Source organism: Bacillus sp. 5w2, assembly GCF_054353775.1.
This window is the reverse complement of record NZ_JBTIWT010000011.1, coordinates 1-21578: the sequence shown is the minus strand read 5'-3', so window position 1 is coordinate 21578 and position 21578 is coordinate 1. Positions and strand designations below refer to the sequence as shown.

Below are 21578 nucleotides of genomic sequence, written 5' to 3'. Positions count from 1 at the left end.
CTTCCTTATTATAAATCACACCCCACACCTTTTTAGTCATCTTTTATTTTTTGATCCTCGATATAAATCGTTTTTTCTTCATTCATTATTTTCGGGGTATTGTGGGGTTTATCTTTGTAACTGTTAATTTTGTACCTTCATATAGATTTTTATTATATAAAAAAGAGTGAACAAAAATATAATTATATAGAAACAAAAGAAGTTGATTCCGATATTCCCCTTACAAAATCAACTTCTTTTGAACTCCACTTTTTATTTATTATAATATTTCACTTTTTAATTTCTTAATTTTCCAAGAGAGTCTTATAAAGATATACATCCACATACAACCTGAAAGACCTGTCATAACTTTCGCCCAAATTGGCACTCTTGATTCCATCGGGCTTAAAAATAGGTTATACATTGATGGTAATATACTTGCTGATATAATAACAAGGAATAGCAATAATTCATTTAGTTTTTGTATCCTCGTCTCCTTTTCTGAGTAAATATCAGGCAATTCATTTACCTCTTCTACTTCTTTACAAAAATAATTCCATCTTGTGAAACTTGTTACGCGTTTCCAACCTGACATTTCGTATATTTCGAAATACTCTTGTTGTTTTTCTTTTGAATCTCTATAGGCCAATCTAAAATCAGCTTTATATATTACATCTTTTGGCTCAGTTTTCTTAAACGTATACATTAAATTATATTTTTGTAATCCCCAACCTTGTTGATGCATCTTTCGTAAAAAAGCTTCTTCTTTTTCTAAATTCCATGCCGTAAAAAATTTGAATACCCTTTTAGTCTCCATCTTCCATTCACTCCCCTAAAATACTATTTCCATTTCTTACTGATCTCTGCAACCTGTTGTACTCTAGTTCCAACACTTCTCTCCCAAAGGACGTTAACTCATAGCACTTCTTTCTATCTGTAGAGGCAACTTCAACTATTAATTTCTCTTTTAATAACTTCGTCGTATTCCCGTATAAAGTACCAGGACCGAGTTTTACTTCTCCATTTGTCATCTCTTCTACCATTTGCATAATTCCGTAACCGTGCATTGGCTTTACTAATGACAACAATATGTAATATGTTGCTTCAGTTAACGGAATATATTTTTGCGCTTTCGCATTCATTATAACCACCTCCGATACATCGCTTTCTGATATATCGACTCACGATACATCGTATACCGATATTATATATTCGCATTCCAAAATATGCAAGAGTATAATTTAATAATCGAATATTTATTTCTTTGAATTGAAAAATCATATCAATTTTCTGAATAATTTGTTAAAATATAGAAATATCCGTTTATATTTTGAAAGGAATGATACATATGATAAATAAATTAAAAGAAAATATAAGTTCTGTGTTTGTTGGCAAAGAGAATGTAATAGATTTACTCCTTGTTTCCTTGCTTGCTGACGGGCATGTATTACTCGAAGATGTGCCTGGTACTGGGAAAACGTTACTTGCGAAAACACTTTCTAAAAGTATTGGTGGTAATTTTTCTCGCGTCCAATTTACACCGGATGTACTTCCGAGCGATGTGACAGGTATTGAATATTTCAATCCGAAAACGAGTGAATTCGAGTTAAGACTCGGACCAGTCATGACTAATATTTTGCTTGCCGATGAAATTAACCGCGCTATGCCGAGAACACAGTCTAGTTTATTAGAATCGATGGAAGAACGACAAGTAACGCTTGAAAAGCAATCTACTCTGCTTCCGAAACCTTTCTTTGTCATTGCGACGCAAAATCCAATTGAATCACAAGGAACTTTCCCTCTTCCAGATGCACAGCTTGATCGTTTTTTAATGACAATTTCAATAGGGTATCCGAATCCTGAAGATGAACTACAAATGATGCGACGTTTTCGTAAGGATACACCTCTAGAAAGTGTCACATCTGTTATTTCTTTAGAAGACATTTTAGAAGCACAGAAACGAGTAAAGGAGATTTTCGTATCAGAACCGTTAGAACATTACATTATTAAACTTGCTCATGCTACAAGAAATCATGATTACATCGCTAACGGTGTAAGTCCACGTGCCACACTTGCTTTAGTGCGTGCAGTACAGGCATTAGCATTTTTACGAGGGAGAGAATATTGCACACCAGAAGATATACAATTTTTAGTTCCTTCTGTTTGGAATCACCGTATCGTCTTATCAATGGAAGGTGCATTACGTACGACAAAAAATGAAATTATGCAAAGAATTTTAAAAGAAGTTGACGTACCAGTGGAGATTGAGCAAGCATGAATGGACAGCGCGTTGTAACTGTACCGTTATTCTTCCAACTCCATATTATTCAACTAACCGTCCCAGGCGCTATACTATTTACATTTTTTATGCCACAACGAATTATTATGTTTCTCTTTTTCTTCTATTACTTATTTGCGATTTTCATTTATAAATATGTCGCTTATATAGAGAAAAGGTTTCAAGTGATAAACGAGAAACAAATAACTCGGTTATTCCCTAATGAATCTGGACAGTTTTTTATTCATTTAAAAAATGGTGCAAATATACCACTCGTTAACGGTGTTTGTTATTTTCATTTAAATCCGTCACTACTACCACAAAAAGATCAAGGAATTGAACAAATATCAAAAACACTATTCTCTTTCCCATTTTCACAACCTGCTCATTCAGCGCAAAAATGGGATTTAACATTAACCGCAACGAAGCGTGGTGTGTTTCAAATTGAACAGTTCGAATGCGTTTTGAAAGATCCTTTTCATTTATTATCTGTACATTTACCTGTATTTGATAAATTAAGAACTGAAATTATTGTGTATCCATCACCTAAAGAAGTAGCAGGTTTGCAAGAACTTCAGCAACTTTTAACAGGATCTTATCGAACGAATTTTTCTTTTTACAATGATGAAACATCTATTATCGGTGTTAAACGATATGAGCGTGAATCTTTCCGTTCTATTCATTGGAAAGCATCTGCTAAAATGCAATCATTACAGGCGAAGCAATATGAACCTGTAAAAAATTATAGTTGGACAATTTGTCTTTCATTAGCTGCTGATCGCGGGTTTGGTTGGAAAGATAATATAGAAGACCTTATTTCATTTGCAACATACATTTGTCAATACGCAACGAAGCATCAAATACCGTTTGAATTATTTATTAGTGTATTAGCTGAAGGTGGTCCACTGCACTTACCATTAAACGAAGGGCAAGCACATTACGGAATATCTTTAGAAGAATTAGCACGTATTTCAGATGATAGTACGTTACTTCCGAAACAAGGATTTCTTCATTATGTAACGAGAAAAAGAGAACGAACGTCTACAATGATATACATTGGTTTACAGAGAAATGAACTCCCTCTTCTCTCGCAGCCTACGTTTCTCATTACTAACGAAGGGATGGTGGAAAAGCTTGAAAACTTGGCTCTATCACGTTCATGACTTTATTCTGCTGCTCCTCCTTTCGTTAGTAACAGAAAGGGATGAACTTGTTTCTATTGCTATATTTTTAGTAACAGGCTATATGGGTGTATTTCTAATTCATAAATTTATGAAGAAAAAAACAATAGGGTTTGTCATACTGTTACTTACTCAAATAATCGGTTGTTCAATCTTTCTCTCTTTCTCTCTATTTGGCACAATTATGTTACCGCTTTTCTTCTTTATCGTACATGTAGTCGGTCCTGGATATCCAGTTCAAAAGTCATTAGGTGGTATTGTATGGTTCGTCTTTTCAGCTATATTTTTCGCACCTTTTCCACCATTATGGAAATTATTACTATTAGTCTTACACATTATGATTGCATTTTGGTTAACGGGTTCCAATCGTAATCAACAGTTATTACGTTTTACTTCTATTATTACAATTGGAACATTTAGCGCTTTACTTATTCTAGTATTTCCTTATATACGTCTTATTTTTTCTTATATTGTCGAAATAGTTGCATTAGGATTCGGATACGCTATCAATCCTTTATTTTCAGCAGCGGAATCAAAAGAGACAGACGATTTTTGGTCGAATAAAGGAAATCTAAAAGACCCTCAAATTAAGGAGGAATTTGGACAGCGTGATTTTGATCCAACTCTCATAAATAGCATTACAATTATAGTATGTACAACCATTGCTATTTACGTCGTTTGGAAAATAATAAAAAGACGAAAGCAATTTAGTTTACCAAATATGCCTGCCTTCGAATCTACTATTATCACTGATAAAGAAGGAATGAGCCAAAAACGTTTGAAACGAAACAAACCGCCACATAACGAAATTCGAAAAGAGATTTTTAAGCTTGAAAGTAAGTTAACTCCCCCTTTAAATAGAAATCGAGGAGAAACTATTGAGGCATGGTTAGATAGAATAAATAGTGAAGTAGATGTAAATATTGAGAGTCATATTATTATAAATGCTTATAATACAGTGCGTTATTCAAATGATGAGAATATGATGCTACTTCAGGAATTTAAGGAAGAGGTTCATAAGCTTTACGTGTATCAGAAAAGCTTGAAGAAAAGAAAAAAATAACACAACAAAAAGACTCCTATTTTCATAGGAGTCTTTTTATATTTCTACGTTACTTTTTAAATTGACGCGTTTTTCCCTGCTTCAATTTCTAATGACTCTTCATGCCACCAAAGCGTTTCTTCAGGGTCTTCTTTAGCGATTTGGTGTGCTTCTTTTTTCGTTTCTACTGTAGGATATGAACCTTTTAGTGCACGTCCTGATGTTGTAACGAATAATACACTAAATACAACTAATCCAATAATACTTACACCTGTTAAATAAAATGCTGGTGCAAGCGGGTTACCAGTCGCATGAACTAAGTATGAACATACGAGCGGTGTTGTTCCACCGAATATTGATACAGAAATATTAAAGGAAATCGAAAGTGCTCGATAACGTACATCAGTGAAAAATAGTGATGGTAATAATGAAGGTAATGTACCCTCATAAACACTTAGGAAGAAACCTAATACGAAAATACCTGCAAATATTGCTGCAATATGTCCGTTACCTATTAGTAAAAATGCTGGAATTGCAAATACAGTTAAACCAAGTAAACCAATTTGCACGACGCGTTTATTACCAATTTTATCACTTAATTTACCGAAATATAATGCTAGTGGAATCATAAGTGCCATCGTAATCGAAATAATTAATAAGCCAGTTGTTTCTTTGACTTTAAGTACTTGAGTTAGATAAGAAGGAATATACGAAAGAATCATATAATTTGTAATATTAAAGAAGGCGACAATTACTGTGCTTAATAAGAAGTCTTTTTTGTGATATTTTAATATATCCATAAACGAAAATTGTTCGTTGTCTTCAGATTCCTCTTGTGCTTTTTCCATCTCTTCAAAAATGGGAGATTCATCTAAATGACGGCGTAAATATAAACCGACCAAACCAATTGGTGCAGCTATTAAGAAAGGAATACGCCAGCCCCAGCTGAGCATTTGCTCATCTGTTAACAATAACGTCAAAATGGTAACAATTACCGATGCAGCAATGTAACCTGAGAGTGTTCCAATTTCAAGACCACTACCGAGTATACCACGCTTTTTATCTGGAGAAGATTCTGCGATATAAACCATTGCACCTGAATATTCGCCGCCTGTAGAGAAGCCTTGAATCATTCGGGCAACTAAAAGTAGTATTGGTGCCCATACACCAATTTGTTCATAGGTTGGTAGTAATGCGATGAATAATGTAGAAAGTGCCATTAAAATAATAGTAGTACTTAACACGATTTTTCGGCCGTACTTATCTCCTATTCTACCAAAGAATACACCTCCGATTGGTCGAACGAGAAAGGCTACTGCAAATGTACCGAATGTAAGTACAAGTTGCAATCCACTATTATCAACACCTGAGAAGAATAATTGACTTAAGATAACCGCTAAATACGCGTATAATCCGAAGTCAAACCACTCCATTGCATTCCCTATACCAGTAGCAACTACTGCTTTCCTGGCTTGTTTAGGATTGACAATATTAACGTCTTGAGGTTCAAAATTTAAATCATTATTTTGTTGCATATAATAAAACAGCTCCTTATTTAATTTAACTTCTTTAAGCACACCTTCTCTTATTGAATAAAATTAATTCGAAGCACTTAAGGAAAATTAATGTCTCCTTATCTGTTATTATTGTTTCACATAATTAATTATTTGTCCAATGAGATGCTCCCTATGTTAAGTAATTTACTATTTTAAAAAGCTGAAGAAGGCGCTATACGAGTACCTTTTTCAGCTTTTTATTTAAATACATAAATTTATTTTTTTCAACCCTATTTTCTTCCTATTTGCATTAAAAATAAGGTACTTTTTCATAAAGCTTTTTAAACACTTGCTATTGCTGCTAAGCTATGAATACAAGCGATAAACTCATAAATAAATGCATCAATTTCTTCTTTTGTAATTATATACGGAGGGAGTAAACGGATGATATTCCCTTGTGTAACGTCAACTAACATCCCTTTTTCCATTAGCTCCATCTGTATTTTTTTTACATTTTTATTCGTATCATTCAAACTAATTCCAAACATCATACCAGCATGACGTACTTCCTGAATATAATAAGAATTTTCATTCTGAATTTCTCTCAATTTATCATGTAAATATAGTGACATTTCATACGCTTCTTGCATTAAACCATCGTCAATCAATGTATGTAAAACCGTTAACCCTAAAGCCGTTCCCATTGAAGAATGAGCAAACGTTGTGCCGTGATCTCCTGGTGAAAATACATCACATAACTTCTCACCTACAATAATTCCACCAAGCGGTATCCCGCCTCCTGCTCCCTTACCAATTTGAATAATATCGGGTGTAATATTGAAATTTTGATAAGCAAATAGTTTACCAGTTCTCCCCATACCACTTTGAACTTCATCAACGATAAGAATGACATTATATTTTTCACATAAGTTTTGAACACCATGTAAATATTCACTTGATAAAGGATATATCCCCCCGCTTCCTAACACTGGCTCTAGCATAATCGCAATTGGATTTTCTTTAACAATTGTTTCTTCTAATTGTCCTATATTCTCGCGCTCTACTTCATATACCGGAATCGATGTTTTAGGGAAATTTTGATATACACTTTCTTGTCTCGTAAAATGAAGTGCTCCTAACGTACGCCCGTGGAAACTATTCTTCAACACTACGATTCCTTCACGTTCCTCATGCGTATTAGCTCTATATTTATCAATTAATTTCAACGTTGTTTCTGTCGCTTCCGTACCTGAGTTTGTAAAAAAGACTTTTCCATTTTTTAAAGAGCAATCAACTAATTTCTTTGCATACTCAATCGCAACTGGGTTTAAAAAATGAAATGGAAGATGCAACGATTTCGTAACTTGCTCCATAGTTGTTTGCACAATTTTCGGGTGATTGTAGCCTAATACGTTTACTCCTACGCCAGAAAACAAATCTATATACTCTTTACCATCCACATCATACAGTTTACAACCTTCTCCTCTTTCTATTGCAACCTTCGTACGACAATACGTGGGCATCATATATTCTTTATCTAATTGAAACCAATCCGACATGTTCAATTCCTCCTAATTATTTTCCCTGTTTATTGATGTTCATTCTCTATAAAATCATGTATAAATTCATTTTTAAGATTGAAATTTTATAGTAATTTTCTTCCCGATATTCATTTTTCCATAATTTCTTCTATTTCAACAGGTCCACTGCATACGCGTTTTTTTCATCTAGCGGTCTGTTACTATTTTGAACTTTGCGTGTCATACATAATCAAGGCTATGAAATCATATTTAGTAACAATGGGCAAAAAAGATTTGGAGGCTATATCGATGGATGAAAACTATGATAAACAAGGGCAATCTTTACTAGGGAAAGGCTTTAATGAAAATGGAGAACGTAATGAACAAGCTATACTTCACTCTCAAACAGTTGGTTCACGTGGACCTGTTCTAAAGCAAGATAGCGTACTTCACGAGGCGTTACAAGAATTTATTCACGAAAAAATTTTAGAAAGACCTGTTCATGTAAAAGGATTTGGTGCATTCGGTTATTTTCAAACGATCTATCCCATGTCTGAACATACTAAACTTAGTTTTCTACAACATTCTAATGAGAAAGTTCCTGTTATGGTGCGATTTTCATTAGCTGTTAGTACGAAAGGAACACCTGATACTGCTAGGAATGTACGCGGTTTTTCCACAAAATTTTATACAAAAGAAGGCATTTTCGATCTTTTATGTAATCACATTCCTGTCTTTTCCGTTCGTGATCCGATGCGTTTCCCAGAAACAATTCAAGCGTTGTTACCTTCACCTAAAAATAACTTAATAGACCCGAATAGATTTTGGAGCTTTGTCGCTAAAGCACCTGAATCCATTCATTTCGTTGTCCATTTATACTCTGATGCTGGTACAGCCAAAAGTCTGCGCCATATCCCAGGGCATAGTGTAAATACATATATTTGGAGAAATGCAGAAGGTAATCGAAAGTATGTAAAGTATCATTGGTACCCATTTGAAGGTGTACAATTCATTACTAGTGAGGAAGCAAATAAACTGGCTGCCGAAAACCCTGATTATAGCGGGAGAGATTTATATGATGCAATTGCAAATGGTAAGCCAGTGGAATACGGTTTATATGTCCAGCTCATGGATCCGAAAGATGAAGAACATCTTTCTTATGACCCTTTAGATGATACAAAAGTATGGGATGAAAAGGCGTATCCTCTTATACCAGTAGGCAAAATGGTATTAAATAAAAACCCTGAAAATTATATGGAGCAAGTAGAAAAAGTCGCCTTCTCCCCTTCTAATTTACTAGACGGTGCAGAACTATCAGATGATAAAATGTTGCAAGGGCGAGCTAACATTTACAGCGATTCTCAAAGAAGAAGAATTGGACCTGAATTCCGCAAATTAACGATTAACCAACAGCAAGATTGGACACCTGCTAATCAAATAACGAGCGGTGACGGAAGGTACGTTGAAGGTAAACTTGAAAGAACTTCTATAACGAAACAAGATGACTTTACGCAGGCTGGGGAATTTTATACGGAGTTACAGCCGATAGAAAAAGAACATCTCGCTGAAAACTTAGCTAGTGATTTGAAAGTTATATCCGATGATATTCGAAAGGTAGTTTTGGGGTATTTTCATAAAGTGTCTGCTGATTTGGTGAAGAGGATTGAAAGTGCGATGCAAAAGCTTTAAGTATATAAAAAAACGTCATTTTAAAAATAAAAAATGACGTTTTTTTATGGCAAAATCACTAGGAATTTCTACCACTTAATTTACAATTATTAACAAATTTTCCTCACTTAAAATTCCGTTATTTCATTTTAGATTATGGTACTCATTTCTCTTTTTCATATAATCTTTTTCACATTGCAACGGCTTGAATTTAACTTTTTTCCCTTTCTTCTTTTTCGTTTTTATAACGAGCCATTCCCCTTTTTCAACATCTAGTTTTAGGCGTTTCATTACATTGATATTATCTTTTTCTTTATAAAGTAAAAATGCTTCTTGTGCCCTCACGAATAAGCTAGGCTGCTCGCTAAATCCACCACTATCATAAATTTTAGTTAGCGAATTATAATAAGAATCATTTTCTTTTCCGCCATATATCAAATAGGCCGCATCCAGGTCTCTTTTACTTACTTCCAAAAAACTATGTTCATCAATTTTTAAATTAAATGTGGATTTAATATCACTTATTATATTCTTCACATGCTTGTCATCTCGAATTTTCCTTTTTTCAAGACAATCAGAAGATAGCTCTGGTGCATCTGTTTGAGAATGTACAACTTGTTGAATAGATACACATAATATAAATACAGTTAAAATATACAATATTTTTTTCATACTTACGTTTCACCTCAAGTAATTTAGATACTATATTATTTGAGGCTTACAATATTCTTATGCTAACAATGTGAAAGGCCCTATAAATTGGACTTTTATAGAGCCTTTCATATTAACATTGCTTTATTAAATTTACCGGTGAGTCCAGTACCTTACTATTTTTCACATCATATAGTCCTATAGGCGTTATCCGTATAAAAGGCAAGTGCGTCGCAGAAAAGAACAAAATGGTAAATGCCGGATCGTCATACGCGTAACCACGCTCTTGGAGTAGTTTCACCATTTGTTTCTCTTCCTGTATTAATTCACTCATTTTTAAATTAGACATAATTCCGAGCAATGGTAATGCGATTTCGTGTAATATTTCATTCTTTTCAGCTATTACCATTCCCCCGCCAAGCTCTTTTACTCTATGAAAAGCTATAAGCATATCTTCTTTATTCTTCCCAATAAGAATGATATCGCCGGTACCAGAATAAGTGCTAGCAAGACCACCTAGTTCCTTGGCAAAACCTTTTACAACTGTATTCACTCGCCACGTACCATCACGAGCAATCATCATAAGGAAACATTCATCATGATCTATGGACAATTCATCACAGTCTATGTCGATTTCACTCATATATTGTTTTGTTATCACGTTATTTAATAAGTGTATACCCGTTTTATTTGAGAAAATCATATCCTCTTTTTCTATTGTCCAATCTAATGATAATGGAGTTACTTTACATTCACTCCAGTCTATATGTAATGCTTCATGTGTATTTACACCGTCACGCTTCACCCATTGTCCCTTTACAATGACACTAATTGGTACTGGGTTTTCTTTACTTTCTAGAATATTCATATTAGCCATTCTACCTGTCGCAATTGAACCATGTAGATGTTCCATATTATAATAACGAGCGATATTATAACTTGCCATATGATAAGCATCTATTACTGGGACTCCTTGTTTTATCGCGGTAGATATCATAACGTTTGTCATTCCATTTTCATAAAACGAAGGATGTGAGCCGTCTGTAGTAAGAATAAATCTATCAAACTGATTTACTCCTAGTTCCAACAATTCTTTCAGTAAAACTTCTAAATCTGGGCGGATTGAAGAATTTCTTAGGGAAACAGTGTAACCTTGCATAAGACGAGTTAACGCCTCTTGACCTGTCATCGCTTCATGATCACAGTCTGTACCTAACAGTTTTAATTTTGCTAACGTTGCTTCAGATGCTCCTGGAAAATGCCCTTCTACTTTTTTCTGTAATCGCTTTGTTTCCTGCACCCAAGTTAGCATTTCATCATCGCCATGTAATAGTTTGGGCCATGCTGTTAGCTCACCACCTTGCAGAACTGCTTCATGCTGCAGCCACTCTATTATTTCTTCACTATTAAACATAGATTCCCCGTTTTGCAATTCAGTTTGTCCATCAAAACGACACCACCAATACATACTTGCTGGAATCTTTTTAAATTCATCTAATAAACGAAATGCTTCTTCACGTTGTAATGTTAAAAATATAGTTAAATTATCATTAATGAAAGTTGTTGTCCCAAATTGCATCGCATGATTCGCTAAAGTCTCTGGATTATATAATTGATATGGATGTGCATGCGGTTCTATGTAACTAGGAACTACATACTTTCCATCACAATCAATGACTTCACATTCATGTAGTTGCGCTGGTAGTTTTTCTCCTACATATACAATGCGGTCATCATAGATCCAAATATTTGCTTGCACCCACTCGCGCATATAGGAATTTAAGTATGTTGCATTCTTTAATAAAATGTGCGGACTTCTTGTGCCGTCTATTACTTCAACATGTTCTCGTAATTGTGTGTTACTCCATCTAAACTGATTTTCTCCCAATGTATTTCACTCCACATCAATTTACTTTTATTTATTAAAATAAAAACAATTAACAAACTAAAGTATTTTTCATTCATAATTCCCCTGTATAGCCCCTATACCTATCATTATATGGAATACTCGCAAAAATAACAATTTTCAAAATGAAACATACCTCTTTACCCCACAATAAAAAGGATGTCATGCAGCTGACATCCTTTTTTATACTAAACTATACGATTGAATTACACTTGATGTCATACTATGGATGCTAATACGATCCTTTAAAGCAGGATCCCATTCGTTTTCTTTTCATTTATTTCTTAAATTCTATTTGCATCATTTTATTAAACTGTGTAAGAATATCAACCGGACCTAAAGAGTTAACATTGACAGCAAATGTATGCTTGCCTCCCATTACTCCGCCAGCAAAAGTCATAAACCCAGGAATTGATCCGCCGTGCCCCCAAACTGAGACACCATTTGGAAGTTTAGTTTCATAGATTCCAAGACCATATCCATCACCAAGACCTTTCCCTTCTATAGGAACTGTAGTAAGCATTTCTTTTAGCTCGCGTTCTTTCAGTAACTTACCACCAAGTAAAGATGAAAAGAACTTATTTAAATCGTCCGCATTAGAAATCATATCTCCAGCTGCATTTGCTAAACTCGGATTATAATACGTCATGTCTTTCAACTCACTTGTTTCGTCAATTTTCATATACCCACGAGCATGATTCTTTCCTGGGATGACGGGTGAATTTCCTGGTAAAAATGTATTTGACAGATCCAAAGGCTCAATAATTCGCTTTTCAATTTCTTCCGCATAACTATTTCCAGTTATTTTTTCAATAAGCATTCCCAATATGACGTATCCTGTGTTTGAATACAACCAGTCTTTACCCGGCGAGAAATCTGGAGGCAGAGAAAGGCCTATTTTCACTATTTCTTCTGCTGTATACGTTTTTTTCGAATTCATAATATCAGCGTCTTTTGACTTTAAGTATTCAGCGATACCACTCGTATGATTCAAAAGTTGTCGTATCGTAATTTGATTGCCATCATACCCATTTCCTTGAATAATTCCCGGTAGCCACTTTTCAATTGGATCGTCAAGTTGCACACGATTTTCTCCTACTAATTGAAGAACAGTCGTAGCAGTAAAAGTCTTCGTCACACTTCCAATCCGAAAACGATAATCTAATTTCATTGGTTTCTTTGTATTTAAATCCGCCAAACCAGCAGTATAACTACTAACTCTTCCGTTATTATACGTCTTAGCTAATACCCCTGGCGCTCCAATTTGGATTGTTTCCTGCATGACTCGTTTCCAACCATTCCGATTCTTTTGATCATGCGCTTGTGACGAAGTAGAAATATTTTGAGTAGACTCTGCTTTCACAGTAAAACCTGGCGTGAATAAATTAGTACTCGCTATTAATACTGCCAAACTTCCTAACTTTATTGAAGTACATTTTTTCATAAGGTTCTCTCCTCTGTTCATATCATATTGATTCAAGTTATACCTTAATCCTATATGATAAACCTCTCTTTTTTCTTATCCATTCCTTACGAAATACTTACGTTCAAATTTTGTTACGATAAGCTGAGAAAGAATTATGTATGAAAATAAAAAGGGCATAAAAAAATAAGGACAGTCCCTTAACTGCCCCCATTTTCATTTCACCTTGTCTTAATTATTTTAAGATGATTTATTCATTGTGTTCGTATTAAAATGAATAAAAAAAGAACGTGTTTTCACTTTTTATGTAAACACGTTCTTTTTTATTTAAGCAACTAATCTATATTCACCTTTACCCTCCTGCACTAGCGTTCATACCATTTCCGATAATAGAAAGTAATAGTGGCCATAATACTGGTCCTAACGTAAGCAGTACATTTAGAAGTATAAGTATTCTATATACACCGGTGAAATTATGATTTTTACGATTAACAAATACGAGACTGACTAACGATATTATGGTTGTTAAAAATAAAACTAACATTACCAACCAATACCACACCATTAAACTGAGACTCCATGGTGTTAATAGCTCGTGTATGATACAAAATGAGATTCCTAATACAGCAAAACTAAAGCTAGTCACCGCTGTTTTTATAAGCCACTTACTTATTTTTTTATCGTATGTATTTTTACAAAATAAATCTATTAAAGTGAATAAAGATAAATATGCCATTAATACGCCTATCCAAGACAATAACCAGTCTCCGTCCCCTTTGAATAATAAGAACAGTAACCAACACATACCTACTGCTGAAAAAACAAAGGAAATAAGTATGCTTTTTAATACCGATTTCATTACACATTCACACCCTTAAAAAACTTAAAAATTAATTATAATTTATAAAAATTAAGTATAGGTTAACATGTAATCAAGTATAAGTAAATAAAGTTAATTTTGTTTTCCTATTTGAAGACGGTTTCATATAAGAAAATAATTCATGTTAATCAAATTTACGTATAAAAAAAGAAAAGGTGGATATTTATATATCCACCTTCCCATCTCCCTCTACCCACTTCATTATTTTTTCCACATCTAAATCCGTATACGTCTTTTCACCATAACGAACAGACTCATATAACGAAGTAATATTTCTCGTTCTACTAATTCTTTTTAACCACTGTTGCATCGTTTCATAGGACCTTCTCTGTTCATGAAATGGTAATGTTCTTTCCCATCCAACTAACGTTTTTCTTATCGTATCTGTCGGTAACGACTGTTCTAACTGATGAATGACTTTCTTGTTATTTTCGGTTCTTACCGTATTTTCTTTTGTTACCGATTTTTTCTCCTGTTCTATTTCTGGTTTCGTTAACTTTTTCCTAACGGATTTATAAAGAAAATATATAATTACCCCTGCAATAACTACATAAAAACCTATACTAATCCATGAATTTGAAAGCATAGAAAGCACATCACTCCATGAATTCTCCCGTTTAAAAAGCGGGATTTTCCTATCTATTTTCGTTCTTGTATCTACAACTCCTGTTTCTTCATCTATAATTCTTTCAGGCTCATCAAACTGTTCGTTTATACTAGTAAAATCATAGTTTCTTTCCAACATTGTCTCCGTCTTATTAAAAAAACGTTCTTTTACTATGTCTTGCACATGCACCACACCTTGTGATAACGTTATCGCACTAACCGTAAAGAAAAGTAGCATTAAAACTCTAACACTCCATAACTTCACTTTCATATGCCGCGCTTTATTAACCATGACATAAGCCCCTTCTTATTCTTTAATTACAATCCATTTATTCGTTCTACTGTATTTCTTTGGTGAAGTACCAATAATTAAAGGAACCGCATCCAGTTTCTTTCGACGAAAGCCTGCTGTGTAAAAATAAGAAGAAGATACTGGCGTGTCCTGATTCGATATTGAGGCAAGTACCTTTAATACATTTTGCAAATGTTTCCGATTATCCCCATTTTTTATATGTAGCAAACCGTTATCTTTTACACTATTGATCCATACTTCAAATGAACAGTTTTGCATGAGCAGTTGTTTACATATGCCTGCCGTTAATTCAATTAATTCTTCTGTATCATTTCGCAAAGAAACACCACTTTTATTTTGCAAGTTGAGATAAATCGCATATTTATCTGATTGTGTTCGCTCGTACTTTTTCGCAGTTATCGTCCCTGTTTTCGCTGTTGCACTCCAGTGGATGGAACGAAAATCTTCATTTTCATAAGACTTCACTCCCATTACTTTCGTTTCATCATATAGCGGTGAAGACATCGCTTTTCGAAATCCCCGTGACCATTCTTGTAATTCAGGAACTTGCATTTTCGGAACAGCTGGTAAGACTAAATAGGAGGGCGTATCAACTTGTTTATATGTTATATGGTTCGTTATGAATCCAAAGAGATCAGTAATAACAATTTCAACTTCTTCCCATTTCGCAATTCCTCTTTTTAACGCTACAGCTTGTAAATCAAATGAAACTGACTCTCTTCCTTTTAAATTAAAATTCATATAATAATTTGAACCTGTACTATAATTTTTATTTATTTCATCATGATTCCAAGTTAGCTTATTTTCACATTTAAATCGAAATACGATATTAAGAATAGGAAATATCGACTTGTTTGAAATTTTAATTTTACACGTATTCGTTTCACCTATAAAAACGTTTGAATTCCCCTGACTGTATTCCCATTCAACACGAGATACTTTACGCATGTACACATGCATAGCACCTATTAAAATTACATACAAAAATACGAGAGATAAAAACAATAGATTACTTGAAAATACACTTAAAATAACGGCTACAACTGACATAACTCCCATTACGAAAGGCTCCGCTAAAGGTGTATACACAAGCTGTTGATTCATCGTACATTCTCCACTGGCACACTAATTGTATGAAGGATTTCTTTCATGATTTGTTCTTTCGTCGTTTTCATCTCTCCCTCAATCGTTAACGTTAAACGATGAGCGCAAACAGATGCAGCTAGTAGTTTTATATCATCTGGCGTACAATAATCTCTTTCATTTAATATTGCCCGTGCTTGAATCGCTCTCATAAATGCCAACGTCCCCCGCGGACTTACTCCAATTTCAATCAGCTCATGATTACGAGTTGCTTCAATGATTTCAAGGAGATAATCTTGCACATCATTTGTTACTAGCACTTCCCTTGCGCGTTTTTGCATCATAATAATTTCTTCACCTGAAATAATAGAATGTAACGTATCTAGCGGATCATTCTTTTGAAAACGATTCATCATTTCCTTTTCTGCTTCCCTCGTAGGATAACCTTGTCGAATCGTAAGTAAAAATCGGTCTAATTGAGCATCAGGTAAAGGAAATGTACCTGCTGATTCGAGTGGATTTTGCGTTGCAATAACTAAAAAAGGTTCTGGTAATGAATGTGTCTGTTTCGCAATCGTAACAGTACGTTCTTCCATAACTTCAAGTAACGAAGATTGTGTTCTCGGTACAGCTCGATTAATTTCATCGACTAATACTATATTTGCAAAAATAGGTCCTAATCTCGTTTTAAAATCCGATTCCTTTACATTAAAATATTCAAGACCAATAACATCTCCAGGCAAAGTATCCGCTGTAAATTGTATTCTTTGAAATTTAGCGTCCACACTTTTCGCTAAACTTTTCGCTAATGTTGTTTTTCCCGTCCCAGGTACATCTTCTAATAAAATATGCCCTTTTGCTATAAGAGCTATAGCTGCAAGTTCAATCGATTCATCTTTTCCTATAATAACCTTCGAGATATTGTTAGTGATTTTCTTTAATGTACTCATACAGTATCTACCACCTTTTCTATTATCCGGAAATTAACAATACATATTTTTTCCAAATTATAACATGTAATTCAAATATGAAATAGAGCAAAAAGGAAACTTATATTTTTTCTTCACTGCACGTAAAAAAAGCACCTATTGTCGTCCGTTGACAATGAAGTGCTTAACTCACGTAATTTTCATATTGGGCATTTGACACCTTATATACATTCACTATCTTTCCTCTCTGCACAAATGAATATAATGACCAAAATCAGGAAACACATCCCAGTGATTTTCAAGATTATCATCACCCTCTCGTTCCTCAACTAATCCTCTATTCACATCCACCTTTTCCATTACTGTATAACCATTTTCGCGGAAATTGAAAATCATGCTAGCTTTTTCTTTTTCATTCGTATCATTATATTCCCAATACATAGCTGTTCTTAAGAAAATTCTATTATCATTTATAACTTCAAAATCATAATTTAAATACTTACGAACTAAGTCATCATAAAACCCAACTGAAACCCAATCTTTTGTAACATTAATAACATACTTAATCCTTTCACCTTCAGTTAACACGGCCGTATATGGTTCGTGATTTTGATGACACAAGTATGCTTTACATGCATCAATTATATTCCAAGGTTTCTTTCTAATATCTGACCATTCGTCACAATAATAAATTTTCAAAGTTAATAATCCCTACCTTCTATACCTCTTAAAAACATGCCTATTTTCTAGTTTTTTCATCTGGTTGTTGCATTCACACAAAGTAATAATGTTTTGAGTATATGAATCACTTATGTATAATAATTTACAGTATCGTATTACTTACTACTTTCAATTGTGGGTTTTACTATACACATTACTTATTTCACTTTTAAAATCATCATACATTAAAAATGCCTCTTTTAATATTTCCTCTAACTCCATATAGTTTCGATATACTGGTGTTTTTATTCTTTCACTTGCATTCATCAATAACCTTGAATAAACACTCCAAGGACTACCTAGTCTTACTTCATTATTATGATAGACAACCCATACAAACACTGTCATTCCATGTTCTAAAATTATATGAAACCATACCATATAATTTGGAGAATAATCTAGAACACCTACCTTAAAAAATTTCTCCTTTTTATCAAAAGTTGCTGCATATCCCAACCTTATAAATATTTCATTTACCTTTTCCATATCATAACCCTCAAGTCTATCATTTAAATCATTAAGATTTGAGCTAAAGTTTCCAGACAATTTTTTATATCTATCTATAAATTTAATTTTTTTCAGAACTTCTTTAATTTCAGGTTTCATTTCTACATTCATTTTCTAATCCTCCATGAAACTTTCCCCGTTATAGTCACTTCATTTATTTTCTATTTCACTCCAAATATCAACATCACATTCATTTAAAATCGCTTTAATTTTGTCCTTCTCAAATACTACTAAATACTCATACGGTAAAGCTAGCACTTGAATAATTGCAGGTTTCATTTTTAATAATTCGTAGGCGTATATGATTTCCAATTCTCCTGATACTTCTTCATTGATAGGACCTATATACCAACCTGAATCACCTTCATCACAACCACTAGATCTTTGTAAATACACCTCTTCTTGTTGCAACACATTTTTCGCTATCACAATCTTATCGTTAAATTTTATGAATTCTCCCTCTATATTTAATCGACGTAAACAATGCGATTGCTCAAGTTGTACCCATAATGCAATCGTTAAATCTTCCGTTGTATCTATAAAAGGGTTTCTAGTATAATCCCGGGTGATAATTTGATAATAATCTTCATACTTATATAAACTATAAACAGACCATCCAATTTGTATTGAAAATCTATCTGCTAATTTATCTTTTACATTAGATAATAAATTAAATAGAGTTTTTACATGAAGACTTAATGGTTCTTCTACTTTAGCTTTTATATTTTTATTACCTATATTTTTGATTATTGTTTTCAAATCAATATTCTCCACTTCTATTGAATTTCCTCACTCAATCTGCATTCCTCAACTTGCCTTATATAGACTTTCGTTATTAACACCAATAAAATTTCTAATATTAAAACTCTTCTTCCCATACTTCTTTTGCATCTATTAACCTTTGTGATAAAAATTCATAAAAGTTCTTTGCTGTACTATAGTCATCAAGTCCGCCTTGTCTATTCCAGGCAATTATTGGACACTCATTATTTTCCATATGACGCATATCTAAACAATACGCATATTCTCCAGCATCTTCAATAACTACTAAATTGTCACTCATTTCTAAGCCTCTATAGTTCTCCGTTACAATAACAACTGAAGCCATATTTGACTTACCAATCCCTAATATATCGACACCAAATAACCCGCCAGAACCATATGTATTTAAAAACCACTTATAGCTATCTGGTAATTCTACACTCAGCCTGTATTGAACAGCATAAATTTGACTTTCATTTACTCCGCCTGTAAAGTCGTCTATTTCCTCATGTTCTTTAATAAAATTTGTTAATTCCTCTTTATTCATTAACTACTACTCCTTATTTTGCGGCTTCTATTTATATTTTCAATATAAAAATGCTTTTCCTTAGCTTCACGTAATCATTTCACTGCACATAAAAACTCATAACAATATATGTATACCTTTTCAAATATCGTTTTTCTTTTATATCACATCAAAGTTTATCTATAACCTTCTCTCCTTCATCATAAGCATCTCCAAGTGGTTTAAAATTTCTTTTTAGCCAATACCAATATTGCCCTTGATTGTTAATGAGGTTTATAAGTAAATCAGTAAAAGAATTTGCGATAATTTGTGACTCTCCAACTATACCGTGCCGATCGAAGAAACTATCATAACATCTACCTAATCTCTCTTCACTTAAATCCATCGTTACATACCCATCCATACAATCTTTACCTATAATATACCAATTTGATGAAATATCATCCGCACATAACTCTCCTATGATTATAGGATTAGCTAAAACAAATTCCTCTGGCGCCACAATATGAATAGCGTATTCCTCATTTTCAAATAAAACAAGTCCTCCACAAAGACTATAAAACTCTTTCAGATCACTTGGAAGCACATGCTTATCCTTATCAAATTCAGGTAATCTTGTAGGCCCATGAACCCGACAATTTGGTAATGTTTTTATTATTTCAATTAACTGTTTCATATTATATTTATACCTTCCTTCCATTTATTTCTTTATTTAATCATTTCAAAATTAATTCACACATATTCTTCTGCTACCCTCCAGTTCTTAAAACAGTAGTATGTAGGTCACAATTTTTAAAAAAGATTTTTACTTTCTTCTCATTAATTCTATTCCACGATTTCTTTTGTAGATTAGACCACTTATCGTAATAATAAATTCCCATTATGTTATACACCTTTCCTTTAATATCACGAATAATACCCCCTTGTTCATTAGCCTCGTCAATATTTTTTTGAGGAACTATTTTTGTATACAGGTATTTCAAAATTTAATTCTCTCTTTAGCTGATTACCTTTTAAAGCCAATATTTCTTCTCTATTGTAATCAACCATTGCCAAGAAATACTCTTCAAAATTCTCAAATCTGTCTATTTCTTCCCCTGCAAACCAAATTACCTCACCTGGTTTACGTGAATTTGATAAACATAAAACAAATAAGTCCTTATCAAATTCAGCGACCGCTATTGGTAATAGCTCCTGTCTTAAAACATCACTTTCTTTTAAAACATCGTCATCAATAACTGTTAATAACATTTGAGCGTGATCCATTATAGCTGATTTCTTCAGCTGTTCAATGCTAAATAAGTCCACAGTTTGATAAATACCTTTCCAACCATTGGCATGTTGTAGAAAATCTCGATATATTAAATCCAGTTTATAACCCAATTCTTGTTCAAGAGCATACACATACTCTTCACTTGCTCCTACTTCAGGAAAGTGATGTGGCCATATTTTCTCTACATCTTGTTTCATTAAATCTTGCTTCACTAAAGCTAAAGTTGTTATCTTTTCTTTCCAATTAATCACCTAGTAGTCCTCCTCTACATATTTAAGTTCATTAGGTTATAACCCATTATTTATCTATTAACCTGTCCATAAAAATTTAATCAACTATGATGATTCAGTTTTCCCATCTAAGTTGTATTAAAGACAAGGCTATTATGCTCTTTATATGATTTTTCGTTTTCCGGAAAATTTTCAACACTCTACTTAAATCACATAGCCGTATGTAAATACAAAAATAGTGACAGTCGGATTCCCCAAACTACCACTATTTATAACCTCTTTTATTTATTGAATTCTATATGTTTTTGATGTACTGGTTATTGAATTTCTTCTACTTCGACAACCTCTATCTTCACTTCATACATATTTGGGATGTTTGCTTCTTTCGGTACCCATGCATAATAATTTTGATCATTCTCTAATATAAATTGAATTAACTTTATTTCTAATCCATTCCAGAAATTTTTAAGATTATCAATGTAGTCCTCTAAATCCTCTTTATAGTCCAGTTGTAATATATAATCTCTTACTGTAAGGGCAAACACAATTAAACTTCCTAATAGATCCTTTTGCTCATTTTCTTCTTCATATTCTTGTGGTAAAAA

Annotated in this window: 21 protein-coding genes and 1 pseudogene; 4 read left to right on the top strand and 18 right to left on the bottom strand. The window is 33.4% G+C overall.

The annotated features are described in order from the left end of the window. Nucleotides 1–259 precede the first annotated feature (259 nt). Nucleotides 260–796: a DUF2812 domain-containing protein gene (locus ACXY7N_RS18210; RefSeq protein WP_016087372.1), complete on the bottom strand. Its 537-nt coding sequence runs from the start codon at nt 794–796 to the stop codon at nt 260–262. A gap of 7 nt (nt 797–803) precedes the next feature. Beyond that, nucleotides 804–1121 carry a PadR family transcriptional regulator gene (locus tag ACXY7N_RS18205; protein WP_016087371.1) on the bottom strand — a complete coding sequence of 106 codons (318 nt, stop codon included), beginning with the start codon at nt 1119–1121 and terminating at the stop codon, nt 804–806. A gap of 206 nt (nt 1122–1327) precedes the next feature. On the opposite strand from ACXY7N_RS18205, the gene ACXY7N_RS18200 reads away from it, so the two are divergent. Genes ACXY7N_RS18200 through ACXY7N_RS18190 form a run of 3 tightly spaced genes read left to right on the top strand, consistent with a single transcriptional unit; the run spans nt 1328 to nt 4501 of the window. Further along, a complete protein-coding gene (locus tag ACXY7N_RS18200; protein WP_016087370.1) occupies nt 1328–2257 on the top strand; it encodes an AAA family ATPase in 930 nt (309 codons plus the stop codon). Beyond that, nucleotides 2254–3420 (top strand): DUF58 domain-containing protein, encoded by a 1167-nt coding sequence (locus ACXY7N_RS18195; RefSeq protein ID WP_088083889.1) that lies wholly within the window; start codon nt 2254–2256, stop codon nt 3418–3420. The genes ACXY7N_RS18200 and ACXY7N_RS18195 overlap by 4 nt, the downstream gene beginning before the upstream one ends. Further along, nucleotides 3392–4501 (top strand): DUF4018 domain-containing protein, encoded by a 1110-nt coding sequence (locus tag ACXY7N_RS18190; RefSeq protein WP_431154187.1) that lies wholly within the window; start codon nt 3392–3394, stop codon nt 4499–4501. Before ACXY7N_RS18195 ends, ACXY7N_RS18190 begins: the two co-directional genes overlap by 29 nt. 56 nt (nt 4502–4557) lie before the next feature. On the opposite strand, the gene ACXY7N_RS18185 is transcribed toward ACXY7N_RS18190, so the two are convergent. Together ACXY7N_RS18185 and ACXY7N_RS18180 are read right to left on the bottom strand one after the other, a co-directional pair. After that, nucleotides 4558–6015, bottom strand: coding sequence for an MFS transporter (locus tag ACXY7N_RS18185; RefSeq protein WP_016087367.1), 1458 nt, complete (start codon nt 6013–6015; stop codon nt 4558–4560). Between the two features lie 302 nt (nt 6016–6317). After that, a complete protein-coding gene (locus ACXY7N_RS18180; RefSeq protein WP_016087366.1) occupies nt 6318–7535 on the bottom strand; it encodes an aspartate aminotransferase family protein in 1218 nt (405 codons plus the stop codon). A gap of 270 nt (nt 7536–7805) precedes the next feature. On the opposite strand from ACXY7N_RS18180, the gene ACXY7N_RS18175 reads away from it, so the two are divergent. Beyond that, nucleotides 7806–9185, top strand: a complete 1380-nt coding sequence (locus ACXY7N_RS18175) for a catalase (RefSeq protein ID WP_488592536.1) — start codon at nt 7806–7808, stop codon at nt 9183–9185. A gap of 123 nt (nt 9186–9308) precedes the next feature. On the opposite strand, the gene ACXY7N_RS18170 is transcribed toward ACXY7N_RS18175, so the two are convergent. The 14 genes and pseudogenes from ACXY7N_RS18170 to ACXY7N_RS18105 form a co-directional block, all read right to left on the bottom strand. Continuing rightward, nucleotides 9309–9836: a hypothetical protein gene (locus ACXY7N_RS18170; protein WP_000723234.1), complete on the bottom strand. Its 528-nt coding sequence runs from the start codon at nt 9834–9836 to the stop codon at nt 9309–9311. Between the two features lie 112 nt (nt 9837–9948). After that, nucleotides 9949–11703, bottom strand: coding sequence for an adenine deaminase C-terminal domain-containing protein (locus tag ACXY7N_RS18165; protein ID WP_116363369.1), 1755 nt, complete (start codon nt 11701–11703; stop codon nt 9949–9951). A 295-nt stretch (nt 11704–11998) separates the two neighbouring features. Next, nucleotides 11999–13165 (bottom strand): serine hydrolase domain-containing protein, encoded by a 1167-nt coding sequence (locus ACXY7N_RS18160; protein ID WP_116363368.1) that lies wholly within the window; start codon nt 13163–13165, stop codon nt 11999–12001. 331 nt (nt 13166–13496) lie between these two features. Then, a complete protein-coding gene (locus ACXY7N_RS18155; protein ID WP_488592535.1) occupies nt 13497–14003 on the bottom strand; it encodes a DUF3902 family protein in 507 nt (168 codons plus the stop codon). Nucleotides 14004–14187: 184 nt separating this feature from the next. Continuing rightward, nucleotides 14188–14922 carry a hypothetical protein gene (locus tag ACXY7N_RS18150; RefSeq protein ID WP_016134794.1) on the bottom strand — a complete coding sequence of 245 codons (735 nt, stop codon included), beginning with the start codon at nt 14920–14922 and terminating at the stop codon, nt 14188–14190. Nucleotides 14923–14937: 15 nt separating this feature from the next. Continuing rightward, nucleotides 14938–16047, bottom strand: a complete 1110-nt coding sequence (locus ACXY7N_RS18145) for a DUF58 domain-containing protein (RefSeq protein WP_016087357.1) — start codon at nt 16045–16047, stop codon at nt 14938–14940. Beyond that, nucleotides 16044–16976 carry an AAA family ATPase gene (locus ACXY7N_RS18140; protein WP_016087356.1) on the bottom strand — a complete coding sequence of 311 codons (933 nt, stop codon included), beginning with the start codon at nt 16974–16976 and terminating at the stop codon, nt 16044–16046. The genes ACXY7N_RS18145 and ACXY7N_RS18140 overlap by 4 nt, the downstream gene beginning before the upstream one ends. Nucleotides 16977–17189: 213 nt before the next feature. Next, nucleotides 17190–17654, bottom strand: a complete 465-nt coding sequence (locus ACXY7N_RS18135) for a hypothetical protein (protein ID WP_016087355.1) — start codon at nt 17652–17654, stop codon at nt 17190–17192. Nucleotides 17655–17804: 150 nt separating this feature from the next. Beyond that, nucleotides 17805–18293, bottom strand: coding sequence for a hypothetical protein (locus tag ACXY7N_RS18130; protein WP_016087354.1), 489 nt, complete (start codon nt 18291–18293; stop codon nt 17805–17807). Between the two features lie 39 nt (nt 18294–18332). Continuing rightward, on the bottom strand, nt 18333–18941 hold the full coding sequence (locus ACXY7N_RS18125) for an immunity protein Imm33 domain-containing protein (protein WP_116363367.1): 609 nt from the start codon (nt 18939–18941) through the stop codon (nt 18333–18335). 100 nt (nt 18942–19041) lie between these two features. After that, a complete protein-coding gene (locus ACXY7N_RS18120; RefSeq protein WP_088083896.1) occupies nt 19042–19491 on the bottom strand; it encodes an SMI1/KNR4 family protein in 450 nt (149 codons plus the stop codon). Nucleotides 19492–19639: 148 nt separating this feature from the next. Next, a complete protein-coding gene (locus ACXY7N_RS18115; protein WP_088083897.1) occupies nt 19640–20146 on the bottom strand; it encodes an SMI1/KNR4 family protein in 507 nt (168 codons plus the stop codon). A 263-nt stretch (nt 20147–20409) separates the two neighbouring features. Continuing rightward, nucleotides 20410–20994, bottom strand: a complete 585-nt coding sequence (locus tag ACXY7N_RS18110; protein WP_088083899.1) for an SMI1/KNR4 family protein — start codon at nt 20992–20994, stop codon at nt 20410–20412. A 296-nt stretch (nt 20995–21290) separates the two neighbouring features. After that, nucleotides 21291–21578, bottom strand: a pseudogene (locus ACXY7N_RS18105) (hypothetical protein); the annotation flags it as partial.